Here is a 12,202-nt window from a genome sequence, read left to right on the forward strand (position 1 = left end):
CGACTCACCGTAACCGCAGTCCGCGCGGGGTCCGGCTGAAGCCGGCGCCGGTGAGCGCGTCCTGCACGGCTGCGCGCACGTCGCCGGCACCGGCCTCCAGCACCGAGACACCGTTGACCTTCTCCACCAGCAGCGACTGCACGCGGCCGCCGCCGACCAGACCGGCCAGCGCCGCCGCGGCCGCCTGATGGGCCTCGGCGTCGGCGGTGAAGCTGAGCAGCGACCGTCCGCCGCGTTCGAGGAACCACACGAGTTCCCCGTCGACCAGCGCGACCAGCGCGCCGGCCTTGCGGCCGGGCCGGTGCGCGGTGTCGTCGCCGTCCCCGGTGCGGTCCGGCCAGGGCAGCGCGGCGCCGTAGGGGTTGGCGGGGTCGGCGGCCGCGAGCACGACGGCGTGGTATTCGCGGCGTTCCTCGTCGACGCTGTCGAGGTAGGTGCGCAGCCGGTCCACCGTCGAGGCGACCGCGAACTGCGCGCCGCCCAGCGACTCGACGAAGTAGCCGCGCTGGCAGCGGCCGGCGTCCTCGAACGCCGTCAGCACCTTGTACAGCATCGCGAAGCCGCCGGGCACGCCCTCGGCGGCGACCGCACCCTTGGTCAGCACGCCGTACCTGCCCAGCAGCAGCTCGGCGGTGAAGTGCGCCCGCACCGTGGAATCCGGCTCGGCGGCGGGCAACGCCGACCAGCGGCCGGCCACCGTCGGGTCGGCGGCGCGGGTCTGTGCCTGGGCGACGTGGTAGCTACTCAACCGCGGCGGCCGGGCCCGCTGCCGGTGAGCCGGCGCGCCACGCCGCCCGGTGGACCGCCGGGTGCCCGACAGCATCGCCCGCACGGGCGCGAACGTGTCACCGGTGACCCAGCCGGCCCAGATCAGTTCCCACAGAGCGGTTTTGAATTGTTCGGTGTCGGTGCCGGCCAGCTGGCGGAAGAAGTAGGCGCCGCCCGCGCCGAGGGTCTGCATGATCGCCCGATGAGTGTCGGTGAACTCCAACTCGACCGGCGCGGCCAGCGTCAGCGGCGCGGCGTCGGCGTGGTGAAAGGTGATCCAGCCGTCACCACCGCCGATGGGTCCGGCACCCGACCACATCACCTCGCCGCTGGCCAGCAGTTCGTCGAGCATTGCGGGCTGGTAGTCACGCACCCGCTGGGACAACACCAGCGGCTCGACCGCCGACGCCGGGATGGGCACGCCCGCGAGCTGATCGATGGCCGCCGCCAGACCGTCGATTCCGGCGCTGTGCGTCGAGCCGACATGCTGCCAGGACGGCAGGAAGCGGGCGTAGGCCGCGGTGCTGACCGGTTCTACCTGGGCGCGCAGCGCGGCCAGCGAGCGGCGGCGCAGGATCTTGAGAACATCTTCGTCACACCACTGTTCGGCGCCGGCGGGGTCGGCCACGGGGAGGTCGGTGAACTCGCCGCGCACCAACCGACCGTCGACGGCGAGGCGGCCCAGGACGTCGCCGGTCACGCGCAGCCCGAGCCCGAACCGCGCCGCCGCGTCCGCGGTGGTGAAGGGTCCGTGGGTGCGGGCATAGCGGCCGAGCAGCTCGCCGAGGGGGTCGACCACCGGGTCCAGGAATGACACCGGCACCCCGACCGGCACCGCGACACCGACGCCGTCGCGCAGCAGCCCGACGTCCTCGATGGCCACCCACCAGGAGCGGCCGGCGTAGGAGACGGTCAGCACCCGCTTGGCGGCCAACAGCCCCTCGAGCCAGCCGCCGACCTCACGCGTGGTGCACCGGTCGGCGATCTCCTCGGTGGTCAGCGGTCCCAGCAGGCGCAGCAGATCGGCGACGCCCTCGGCGTCGCGGGCGCGCCGATCCTCGCTGAGGTGTTGCAGCTGACGCGCGGTCGAGGCGATGACGTCGGCGTCGAGCAGCTCCCGCAACTCGACGCTGCCCAGCAGTTCGGCAAGCAGCGTGGCATCCAAGGACAAGGCGGCGGCGCGGCGTTCGGCCAGCGGGCTGTCGCCCTCGTACATGAAGGCGCCGACGTAGCCGAACAGCAGCGACGCCGCGAACGGCGACGGAGTGGTGGTCTCCACCTCGACGATGCGCAGCCGCCGCTGGGCGATCCGGTGCATCAGCTCGATCAGCGCGGGCACGTCGTAGACGTCCTGCAGGCATTCGCGCACGGCCTCGAGCACGATCGGGAAGTCCGGATACTTGCGGGCCACGTCGAGCAGCTGGGCGGCGCGCTGGCGCTGATGCCACAGCGGGGAGCGCTTCCCCGGGGTGCGGCGGGGCAGCAGCAGCGCGCGGGCGGCGCATTCGCGGAAGCGGGAGGCGAACAGCGCCGACCCGCCGACCTCCGCGGTGACGATCGGCTCGATCTCGTCGGCGTCGAACACGAACAGGTCGGCGAACGACGCGGCGCCGCCGGACTCGAAGTCGGTGTCGGGCAGCCGCACGATGATGCCGTCGTCGGAGGCGGTCGGCTTCTCGTCGATGCCGTAGCGTTCGCGCAGCCGTCGGGCGACGGCCAGCGCCAGCGGGCCGTGCACCCGCAGCCCGTAGGGGGAGTGCAGGATGATCCGCCAGTCACCGAGTTCGTCGCGGAACCGTTCCACCACAAACGTGGTGTCGGTGGGCACTGTGCCGGTGGCCTGCCGCTGATCGTCGAGCAGCCGGTAGAGGTTGTCGGTCGCGTAGTCGTTGAATCCCATGGTCCGGCAGCGCTCGGCGAAGGCGTCGGAGCCCAGGCCGGCGAGTTCTCCGGTGAACGCGCCGACCGCCGCGCCCAGTTCGGCGGGCCGGCCCACCCCGTCGCCGCGCCAGAACGGCAACCGGGCCGGCTGGCCGGGCGCGGGGACGACCAGCACTCGGTCGTGGGTGATCTCGGTGATCCGCCAGCTGGTCGCGCCGAGTGAGATGACGTCGCCCGGGCGCGACTCGTAGACCATCTCCTCGTCGAGTTCCCCGACGCGCGAAGGTTTGTCGTTGTCGGTGGCCAGATAGACGGTGAACAGACCGCGGTCGGGGATCGCGCCGCCGGACGTGACGGCCAGCCGCTGCGCCCCGGGCCGCGCGGTCAGCGTCCCTGCGTCGCGGTCGTAGACCAGCCGCGGCCGCAGTTCGGCGAATTCGGTGGACGGGTACTTGCCCGACAGCAGGTCCAGCGTGGCCTCGAAGGCGCTGCGCGGCAGCGTCGCGAACGGCGCGCTGCGCCGCACCGCGTCGAACCAGCGGTCCGCGTCGAGCGGTTCCAGCGCGGCGGCGGCCACGGTGTGTTGGGCCAGCACGTCGAGCGGGTTGGCCGGCACCGCCATGGTCTCGATCTGCCCGGCCATCATGCGCTGCACGGTGACCGCGCACCCGATCAGGTCGGTGCGGTGCTTGGGGAACAGCACGCCCTGGGAGATCTCGCCGACCTGGTGTCCGGCGCGGCCGACGCGCTGCAGCCCGCTGGCCACCGACGGCGGCGCCTCGACCTGGATCACCAGATCCACTGCGCCCATGTCGATGCCGAGCTCGAGGCTGGAGGTGGCGACCACGGCCTTGAGCCGTCCGCTCTTCAGATCGTCCTCGACGATCGCGCGCTGCTCCTTGCTGACCGACCCGTGGTGGGCCTTGGCCAGCAGCAGGTCGGCGCCCAGTGAGACGCCGCTGGCCATCAGCTGGGCCGGCGCGCCGCCCCCGACCTGGTCGTTGCGCTCGACGGGTGTGTCCACCCCGAGGCGTTCGGCGTGGATCTCGTTGAGCCGGGAGGTCAGCCGCTCGGCCAAGCGGCGGGAGTTGGCGAACACGATCGAGCTGTTGTGCGCCTCGATCAGGTCGACGATCTGCTCCTCGACGTCGGGCCAGATGGTGTTGTTCTCGAGGTCGGCCATATCGGGCACGGGCACCCGCACCCCGAGGTCGAACGTCTTGGCCGCGGGCGGCGCGACGACGGTGGCGGGCGCTTGTCCGGACAGGAACCGGGCCACCTCCTCGGGTGGGCGCACCGTGGCCGACAGGCCGATGCGCTGGGCGGGGCGCTCGAGCAACTGATCGAGCCGTTCCAGCGACAGTGCGAGGTGGGCGCCGCGTTTGGTGGCGGCCACGGCGTGCACCTCGTCGACGATGACGGTCTGCACCTCGGCCAGCGTCTCGCGTGCCGCCGACGTCAGCATGAGGAACAGCGACTCCGGCGTGGTGATCAGGATGTCGGGCGGCCGGGTCAGCATCTCCCGCCGCTGCGCCGGGGTGGTGTCGCCCGAGCGCACGCCGACGGTGATGGCCGGCGGCGTCTGTCCGTGCCGTTCGGCGATCCGCGCGATGCCGGTCAGCGGGGTGCGCAGGTTGCGTTCGACGTCGACGGCGAGCGCCTTGAGGGGTGACACGTAGAGCACCCGGGTGCCGGCCTTCGGTGGACGCGGTTCCGCGGTGGCCAGGCCGTCGATGGCCGACAGGAACGCCGCCAGCGTCTTCCCGGACCCGGTGGGCGCGATGACCAGCGTGTTGTCCCCGGCGGCGATCGCCGACCAGGCCTGGGCCTGCGCCGGTGTGGGTTCGACGAACGTGCCCGCGAACCACTCCCGGGTCAGCGGGCTGAACCGGGACAGCGCGTCGGTGGGTGAAGTGGCGCGGGCCATCACTCCATCATGACCAGACCCACCGACAAACCCCGGCCCGCGGCGTTACGCCGTCCGTGAACCGGGCGCCACCGCGGCGGCCAGCGCCCAGGGCAGACCGGGAACCCGGCCCACCGCGTCGAGCAGGGTGTGGGCGCAGGAGTCCGCCAGGTAGTCCGCCTCGACGGACGGGTCCAGCAGCCGGCGCCGGCACAGCTCGAGCGTGTAGGCCAGCCAGCCGTGTACCGCGATCCGCAGGTCGCGCTCCACAGTGGCGTCCAACGGCCCGTCGCCGGCCGCGGTAAGCCGCGCGACGATCCGGTCGGCCTGCCGGTCGTTGTCGAGGTCGTCGATGCCGCGCAGTACCGGGTCGATGCGGCCCAGCCCGATCGAGGCCGCCCAGGCGCTGTGCGGGTGTTCCTCGTCGTAGCGGAGATAGTCCAGCACTCCGGCACGCACCTGGGCGTACAGGCTCTGTCCGGGTTGGGGTGCGGTGTCGGTCGCGGTGAACAGGCGCTCGGCCTCGGCACGGACCACCGCGGCGAAGAACGCCCGCTTGTCGGGGAAGTAGTGGTACATCAGCGCACGCGACACCCCGGCCCGCTCGGCGACCTCGTCGATCCGCACCTCGTCGTAGGGACTGCGGCCGAACACCTCGGCGCCCAGAGCGAGCAGCTCGCGGCGCCGGTCGGCCGGGGACAGGCGGCGGCGCTCGGGCATGGCTCCACTTTACTTGACACATGTACAACAGTGCCGGAGGCTGTGCTCATGACCGTGGTCGACAAGCGGGCGCGGCTGCCGCACCCGCCCCGGCGGGTCCCGATCCTGGGCGATGTCCTCGGATTCCGGGCCGACTCCCCGACGCAGGCTCTGATGGAGATGGCTGCGGCCGCACCGCTGTTCGAGTTCCGGGTGCTGGGGGCGCGCTACGTCGTGGCCGCCGGCGCCGAGGCCGTGATGGAGCTCAACGACGAGACCCGATTCTGCAAACACGTCGGCCCCGACATCGAGGCGCTGCGCATCATCGGCGGGGACGGGCTCTTCACCGCCTACAACGACGAACCCAATTGGCGCCTGGCGCACGACCTCCTGATGCCGGCGTTCTCCCAGGCGGCGATGCGCCGCTACCACGCGGTGATGCTCGACGTCACCGGACAGTTCCTCGCCCGCTGGGACGCGGTGGCCGAGGCCGGCGGCCGTACCGACGTGTCCGCCGACACCACCCGAGCCACCCTCGAGACCATCGGGCGGTGCGCGGCCGGGTACTCGTTCGGCTGTTTCGACGGCGCAGCAGACAGCGGACGGGACGACACCGTGCACCCGTTCGTCGAGCACATGGTCTCCGCGCTCAAGGGCGCCGACCGCGTGGGCGTACTGCGTCAGACCTTTCTGCCCGCCGCCGTCGCGCGGTGGGCCGAGCGCGGCGTGCGCCGCGACGCCGCGCGGCTGCACGCCATCGCCGACGAGATCGTCGACCGCAGGCGCGCCGAGGGGCTGGGTCGCCACGACGACCTGCTCGACACCATGCTGGGGGCGGGGCTCAGCCCGGCCAACATCCGCTACCAGCTGCTCAATTTTCTGGTCGCCGGGCACGAAACAACCTCCGGCGCATTGTCTTTCGCGCTCTTCAACCTCTCCCGACACCCTGAGGTCTGCGAGCGGGCGCGCGCCGAGGTGGACCAGGTGTGGGGTGACGACGACCGTCCGCCGTTCGAGCTGATCGGGAAACTGCGCTACGTGCGCCGGGTGCTCGACGAGTCGCTGCGGTTGCATCCGACCGTGCCCGGCTACTACCGGGCGGCACGAGCGGACACCGTGCTGGCCGGGATGCACCCGATGCGCAAGGGAGACTGGGCACTTGCGGTGACGGCCACGCTGCACCGCGACCCCCGCTGGGGGCCGGACCCCGACCGGTTCGACCCCGACCGCTTCGCACCGGACCGGGTCCGGGCCCGGCCGGGCGGGCTGTACAAACCCTTCGGCACCGGCGAACGGTCCTGCATCGGGCGGCAGTTCGCGCTGCACGAAGGCGTGCTGATGCTGGCCGCGCTGTTGCGCCGCTACGAGTTGGTCCCCGATCCGCAGTACCGGCTGCAGATCGCGGAGCGGCTCACGCTGATGCCGCGCGACTTCCTGCTCGGGCTGCGGCGCCGCTAACCGCGCAGCGAGCGCTGATAGCGGCGCATCCCGGAGATCCACCGGTCGTGGTCGGTGATCTTGCCCAGCGCCATGTCGCGCACCTCGGGATGGGGCAGGACCAGGAAGCGGCCCTCGCGCACCGCCGCCACCGTCTGCTCGGCCACCTGCTGCGCGGTGAGCACCGCGCCGGCGTTGACCACCGAATCGGCGCCCAGCCGCGCAACCGTATCGGCCGACTCGCGGATCGCCGACAGCAGCGGGGTGTCCACACCCATCGGGCAGACACACGTCACGCCGATGCCGTCGTCGCCATAGGTGATCGCCAGCCATTCGGCGAATCCGACCGCGGCGTGTTTGGTCACCGCGTACCCGGCGGCGCCGATCTGCGACAGCAGCCCGGCCGCCGACGCCACCGCGACGAAGTGTCCGCGCCCGCGGGACTGCCACTGCGGCACCAGGAGCGACGCCGCGCGGACGTGCGCGCGCAGATTCACCTCCAGGATCCGGTCCCAGTCCGCCTCGGCGCCCAGGCCCGGTGCGCCCATGATTCCGGCGTTGGCCACGAACACGTCCACCGGTTCGGCCGACACCATCGCCTCCAGATCGGCGACCGACGCGGCGTCGGCGCGCAGCGCGGTCACCGCGGCGCCGGTGGCCGCGAGCGCGTCGGCGGTCTCGGCCAGCCCCGCGGTGTCGACGTCACCGAGGATCAGCCGCGCGCCCGCCGCGGCGAAGCTGTGCGCCAGGGCGCGGCCGATGCCCGACGCCGCACCGGTGACCGCGACGACGCTGTTGTCCAAGTCCATGCACTACTACCTAGCCGAAATGCACGCCCTGGGCCAGCGGCAACTCCGTGGAGTAGTTGACGGTGTTGGTCGCCCGGCGCATGTAGGCCTTCCAGGCGTCGGAGCCGGACTCCCGGCCGCCGCCGGTCTCCTTCTCCCCGCCGAAGGCACCGCCGATCTCGGCGCCCGACGTGCCGATGTTGACGTTGGCGATGCCGCAGTCCGACCCGTCGGCGCCCAGGAACCGCTCGGCCTCCCGCAGATCGAGGGTGAAGATCGCCGACGAAAGACCCTGTGGCACCTCGTTATTGAGCGCGATCGCCTCGTCGAGCTCGTCGTAGGTGAGCACGTAGAGGATCGGCGCGAACGTCTCGGCGTGCACCACGTCGGTCTGCGCGGGCATCCGCACCACGGCCGGGCTGACGTAGAACGACATGTCCCCGGACTCGCCGTCGTACATGCGCCGTTCGCCGCCGATCACCTCGCCGCCGTCGGCGCGGGCCGCCTCGAGCGCGCCCAGCATGTCGCGGTAGGCCGCCTCGTGGATCAGCGGTCCGACCAGCGTGCCGTCCGCGGCCGGGTCGCCGACCGGCAGCTGCCGGTAGGCCGCGGCGATCCGGGCGACCAGGTCGTCGGCGATGGAACGGTGCACGATCAGCCGGCGCAGGGTGGTGCATCGCTGACCCGCGGTACCCGCCGCGGAGAACACGATGGCGCGCACGGCCAGGTCCAGATCCGCCGACGGGGTGACGATCGCAGCGTTGTTGCCGCCGAGTTCCAGCAGCGCCCGGCCGAACCGCTCGGCCACCCGCGGACCGACCTCACGGCCCATCCGCACCGAACCGGTGGCCGACAGCAGCGCCACCCGGCGATCGTCGACCAGCCGTTCGCCGGCCTCGCGGCCACCCAGGATCAGCCGGCCGACCGCGCGCGGCGCACCGACGTCGTCAGCGGCCCGCTCGAGCAGGGTCTGGCAGGCGATCGCGGTCAGCGGCGTCAGCTCCGAGGGCTTCCACACCACGGTGTCCCCGCACACCAGTGCCACGGCGGTGTTCCACGACCACACCGCGACGGGGAAGTTGAACGCGGTGATGACGCCGACCACGCCGAGCGGATGCCAGGTCTCCATCAGCCGGTGCCCGGGCCGTTCGGAGGCGATCGTCTTGCCGTAGAGCTGACGCGACAGGCCGACCGCGAACTGGCAGATGTCGATCATCTCCTGCACCTCGCCCAGGGCTTCGGAGGTGATCTTGCCGGCCTCGACGGTGACCAGCGTCGCCAGCGCCGCCTTGTGCTCGACGAGCAGTTCGCCCAGCCGGCCGACCAGCGCGCCACGCACCGGCGCCGGGGTGGTGCGCCAGCTCGTATACGCCTGTGCGGCTTGGGCGATCGCGTCATCGACCTGATCGGCGCTGGTCTCGGGCACGGTGAACAGCACCTCGCCCGTGACCGGCGTGCTGGCGGGTAGGCCCGGGTCCCCGGGGGTGCCGAGGGCGGTGGTCGCGCCGATCGCGGCCAGCGCGTCGCGCACCCGTGCCCGCAACTCGTCGGCGGACGGCAGTGTGGTGCCGGTGGCGGCGGGGATGGTGGTGGTCATGGTCGGTCCTTCTCCTGTGGTGTCGTCCGGTCGGGCAGTCGCGCGCGTGGCCTCGGCTACAGTGCCGCCATGGGTGAACCCGACGATCCGCACCCGCCGGCGGCGCTCGACCACATCGACCGCATATTGGCCCGCGAGCTCGTGGCCGACGGTCGGGCCACGCTCGCCCACCTGGCGGCCAGCGCCGGTCTGTCGGTGTCGGCGGTGCAGTCGCGGGTGCGCCGGCTCGAGTCGCGCGGGATCGTGACCGGATACCGCGCACGGATCGACCCGGAGGCGGTCGGCCACCAATTGTCGGCGTTCGTCGCGATCACCCCTCTCGACCCGTCGCAACCCGATGATGCGCCCGCGCGCCTCGAGCACATAGCCGCCATCGAGTCCTGCCATTCGGTGGCCGGTGACGAGAGTTATGTGCTGCTGGTGCGCGTCGGTTCGGCGCGAGCGCTCGAAGACCTCCTGCAGGAGATCCGCACCGCGGCGAACGTCCGCACCCGAAGCACGATCATCCTACAGACGTTTTACGAGGGACGTCAGCACGTCCCGTAATCATTCCGGCCGTTGTAGTTCTTCGCCGGAAACGGTGGCAGTTTCTGGACGCGGGGTGGTCAGCGCGTGGCCGACGCCGATCGCCACCGCGATGGGCCATTCCACCATCTCGACGGCCACGAGCAGGGCGAGCGCGCCGTAGAACGCGACCTGGTCGGGGCGCGGTATGGGCACCCGTCCGACCACCGGCAGCCGCACGGCGAACCGGTCGGCGCGGCGCACCTCGCGGGCGACGTCGCGGTGGCTGCGTCCCGGCTCGGTGTCCGACACCTGTGCGTCACCTTCCGTTGGTCCAGGTTTGGCGTGTCCCTTACCGTTTCGGTGTTCGCGCCGCCTAGCTTCGCCGTCATGGGCAGCCTACTGAACAGTCTCGGACAGGATGCGGTGCTGGGCAGCGCGGTCCGGCTGCTGACCCCGCCGCTGTGCGACCTCTACGCGGTGCTGGTGCGGACGGGCGTCGTCGTCATCGTCGACGACTGAGCACGCGTCCTTTCTGGCTGTCGGTGCCGACGGCGGAAAGGAACAAGTACGGCGATCAAGCCGTCACGCCGTAAATCTTCCGCTAGTATCGCGTCATGACCGATCTCTTGGCGCGCCCCGTCATGTCCGCTGTCGATGCGGCCGACGTCCACCACGTGCTGTCGCGCAGCATCCTCGCCGACGGACTCGATCTGGTGCTCGACCTCGACCGCTCGGCGGGTTCCCATCTGGTCGACGCGCGTACCGGTGAGCGCTATCTCGACATGTTCACGTTCTTCGCCTCATCGGCGCTGGGCATGAACCATCCCGCCCTCACCGAGCCGCAGTTCCGGGCCGAGCTGGCGCAGGCGGCGGTCAACAAACCCAGCAACTCCGATGTGTACTCGGTGCCCATGGCGCGGTTCGTCGAGACGTTCGCCCGCGTGCTGGGCGACCCGGCGCTGCCGCACCTGTTCTTCGTCGACGGTGGCGCGTTGGCCGTGGAGAACGCGCTGAAGGTCGCCTTCGACTGGAAGAGCCGGCACAACGAGGCCACCGGCCGCGATCCCGAGCTGGGCACGCGGGTGTTGCACCTGCGTGGCGCCTTTCACGGCCGCAGCGGGTACACGCTGTCGCTGACCAACACCGATCCGAACAAGGTGGCCCGGTTTCCGAAGTTCGACTGGCCGCGCATCGACGCGCCCTTCCTGCGGCCCGGCCTCGACGACGCGGCGATGGCGGCCATCGAGGCCGAGTCGCTGCGCCAGGCCCGGACCGCCTTCGAGGCGCACCCGCACGACATCGCGTGTTTCCTCGCCGAGCCGATCCAGGGCGAGGGCGGCGACCGGCACTTCCGTCCGGAGTTCTTCGCCGGGATGCGCCGCCTGTGCGACGAGTTCGACGCGCTGCTGATCGTCGACGAGGTGCAGACCGGGTGCGGGATCACCGGGACGGCGTGGGCCCACCAGCAGTTGGGGATCGCGCCCGATGTCGTGGCGTTCGGCAAGAAGACGCAGGTCTGCGGGGTGATGGCAGGCCGGCGCGTCGATGAGGTGAGCGACAACGTCTTCGCGGTCAGCTCGCGGATCAACTCCACCTGGGGCGGCAACCTCACCGACATGGTGCGCGCCCGGCGCATCCTGGAGGTGATCGAGGCCGACGGCCTGTTCGACCGGGCGCGGCAGGCGGGCGGGTATCTGCGGGCCCGGCTCGAGCAGCTGGCCGTCGAGTACCCCGACGTGGTGCGTGACGTCCGCGGCCGCGGGCTGATGTGCGCGTTCAGCCTGCCGACCGCCGCGCAGCGCGACACGCTGATCCGCCGGCTGTGGGACCGCCGGGTCATCATGCTGGCCAGCGGTGTGGACTCGGTGCGGTTCCGGCCCGCGCTGACCGTCACGCGCGAAGAGATCGACATCGCGGTGGATGCCGTGCGCGACGCGCTCAGCTGACGTCGGTCTGCGCCGTGAGGCGCCGGATGGTCGCGCGCAGCCTCGGCAGATCCGCACCCCCGATCAACTCGCATCCGTGCAGTTCGGCGAGTTTGCGTGCGGCCGGGGTGAATTCACTGTTCGTCACCACCATGGTCTTGGTGCAGTCCTGCATCGGCGCCCCGGCGACCACCTCCTGGACGGCGCCGGCCCCGACCGGCCGGGCCTGCCGTTTGCATTGCACCGCAACCCGATCCGGCCGATGCCCGACGATCAGGTCGACACCCCAGTCGCCGGTCATCGGCGTCATGATCACCGGCACGCCGCACGACCGCGCGATGTGGGCGATGTGGTCCTCGAAGTCGGTGCCCGACACGCCCGCGGCGGGAGCCGGTGCCCGCAGGCCCGAGAGGGCGCCGCGGAGGAAGTGCGGGGCCGCGGCGACGAGCAGCGGTGCGGCCACGGTGACGAGGACGGCGGCGGGCGCGGGCGCGCCGCACAAATAGGCCGTCAGACCTGCGGCGACGCCGAGTGCGGCGGAGAGCTTGAGTCGAATACCGCAGCCGAACATGGCGGCATCGTAAGGGCGCGGCCCGACACGGGCGGCCCGGCCGGGTGGTGCGGCGCCGACCGACCTCGTCAACGCGGCCACATCGGGCGGCCGGAGCGGTAGCGTCACCGGAGTACCGGCCGG

Annotated in this window: 10 protein-coding genes; 4 read left to right on the forward strand and 6 right to left on the reverse strand. The window is 71.8% G+C overall.

All coding sequences use genetic code 11. The features are described from left to right. Positions 1–4: 4 nt before the first annotated feature. Both E4P42_RS10935 and E4P42_RS10940 read right to left on the reverse strand, forming a co-directional pair. Positions 5–4,576, reverse strand: coding sequence for an ATP-dependent helicase (locus tag E4P42_RS10935; RefSeq protein ID WP_135126069.1), 4,572 nt, complete (start codon positions 4,574–4,576; stop codon positions 5–7). Positions 4,577–4,621: 45 nt separating this feature from the next. Continuing rightward, positions 4,622–5,275, reverse strand: a complete 654-nt coding sequence (locus E4P42_RS10940; protein WP_135126071.1) for a TetR/AcrR family transcriptional regulator — start codon at positions 5,273–5,275, stop codon at positions 4,622–4,624. Positions 5,276–5,323: 48 nt separating this feature from the next. Between E4P42_RS10940 and E4P42_RS10945 the strand changes: the two genes are divergently transcribed. Beyond that, complete coding sequence (locus E4P42_RS10945) at positions 5,324–6,712, forward strand: cytochrome P450 (protein ID WP_135126073.1); 1,389 nt, start codon at positions 5,324–5,326, stop codon at positions 6,710–6,712. On the opposite strand, the gene E4P42_RS10950 is transcribed toward E4P42_RS10945, so the two are convergent. Both E4P42_RS10950 and E4P42_RS10955 read right to left on the reverse strand, forming a co-directional pair. Further along, the gene (locus tag E4P42_RS10950; protein WP_135126075.1) at positions 6,709–7,500 is read right to left on the reverse strand and encodes an SDR family oxidoreductase; all 792 of its coding nucleotides are present in this window, start codon (positions 7,498–7,500) and stop codon (positions 6,709–6,711) included. The two genes, E4P42_RS10945 and E4P42_RS10950, sit on opposite strands and share 4 nt — an antisense overlap. Before the next feature lie 10 nt (positions 7,501–7,510). Further along, positions 7,511–9,076: an aldehyde dehydrogenase family protein gene (locus tag E4P42_RS10955; protein ID WP_135126077.1), complete on the reverse strand. Its 1,566-nt coding sequence runs from the start codon at positions 9,074–9,076 to the stop codon at positions 7,511–7,513. Positions 9,077–9,145: 69 nt separating this feature from the next. On the opposite strand from E4P42_RS10955, the gene E4P42_RS10960 reads away from it, so the two are divergent. Continuing rightward, positions 9,146–9,622: an Lrp/AsnC family transcriptional regulator gene (locus E4P42_RS10960; RefSeq protein WP_135126079.1), complete on the forward strand. Its 477-nt coding sequence runs from the start codon at positions 9,146–9,148 to the stop codon at positions 9,620–9,622. Here E4P42_RS10960 and E4P42_RS10965 read toward each other — a convergent pair whose 3' ends face one another. After that, complete coding sequence (locus E4P42_RS10965) at positions 9,623–9,892, reverse strand: hypothetical protein (protein WP_135126081.1); 270 nt, start codon at positions 9,890–9,892, stop codon at positions 9,623–9,625. A 78-nt stretch (positions 9,893–9,970) separates the two neighbouring features. Between E4P42_RS10965 and E4P42_RS27585 the strand changes: the two genes are divergently transcribed. Both E4P42_RS27585 and lat read left to right on the forward strand, forming a co-directional pair. After that, positions 9,971–10,102, forward strand: a complete 132-nt coding sequence (locus tag E4P42_RS27585; RefSeq protein ID WP_256371149.1) for a hypothetical protein — start codon at positions 9,971–9,973, stop codon at positions 10,100–10,102. Positions 10,103–10,197: 95 nt separating this feature from the next. Next, a complete protein-coding gene (gene lat / locus E4P42_RS10970; protein ID WP_135126084.1) occupies positions 10,198–11,529 on the forward strand; it encodes an L-lysine 6-transaminase in 1,332 nt (443 codons plus the stop codon). Here the strand turns inward: lat and E4P42_RS10975 are convergent. Next, positions 11,522–12,079, reverse strand: coding sequence for a restriction endonuclease (locus tag E4P42_RS10975; protein ID WP_135126086.1), 558 nt, complete (start codon positions 12,077–12,079; stop codon positions 11,522–11,524). The two genes, lat and E4P42_RS10975, sit on opposite strands and share 8 nt — an antisense overlap. Positions 12,080–12,202: the final 123 nt, after the last annotated feature.

Source organism: Mycobacterium sp. PS03-16 (genome assembly GCF_004570325.1).
Lineage (GTDB): Bacteria > Actinomycetota > Actinomycetes > Mycobacteriales > Mycobacteriaceae > Mycobacterium.

Excerpts from the sequence above, each read along its gene's own strand:
- E4P42_RS10935 (WP_135126069.1), bottom strand. The coding sequence starts at position 4,576 with ATGGCCCGCGCCACTTCACCCACCGACGCGCTGTCCCGGTTCAGCCCG.
- E4P42_RS10940 (WP_135126071.1), bottom strand. The coding sequence starts at position 5,275 with ATGCCCGAGCGCCGCCGCCTGTCCCCGGCCGACCGGCGCCGCGAGCTG.
- E4P42_RS10945 (WP_135126073.1), top strand. The coding sequence starts at position 5,324 with ATGACCGTGGTCGACAAGCGGGCGCGGCTGCCGCACCCGCCCCGGCGG.
- E4P42_RS10950 (WP_135126075.1), bottom strand. The coding sequence starts at position 7,500 with ATGGACTTGGACAACAGCGTCGTCGCGGTCACCGGTGCGGCGTCGGGC.
- E4P42_RS10955 (WP_135126077.1), bottom strand. The coding sequence starts at position 9,076 with ATGACCACCACCATCCCCGCCGCCACCGGCACCACACTGCCGTCCGCC.
- E4P42_RS10960 (WP_135126079.1), top strand. The coding sequence starts at position 9,146 with ATGGGTGAACCCGACGATCCGCACCCGCCGGCGGCGCTCGACCACATC.
- E4P42_RS27585 (WP_256371149.1), top strand. The coding sequence starts at position 9,971 with ATGGGCAGCCTACTGAACAGTCTCGGACAGGATGCGGTGCTGGGCAGC.
- lat (WP_135126084.1), top strand. The coding sequence starts at position 10,198 with ATGACCGATCTCTTGGCGCGCCCCGTCATGTCCGCTGTCGATGCGGCC.
- E4P42_RS10975 (WP_135126086.1), bottom strand. The coding sequence starts at position 12,079 with ATGTTCGGCTGCGGTATTCGACTCAAGCTCTCCGCCGCACTCGGCGTC.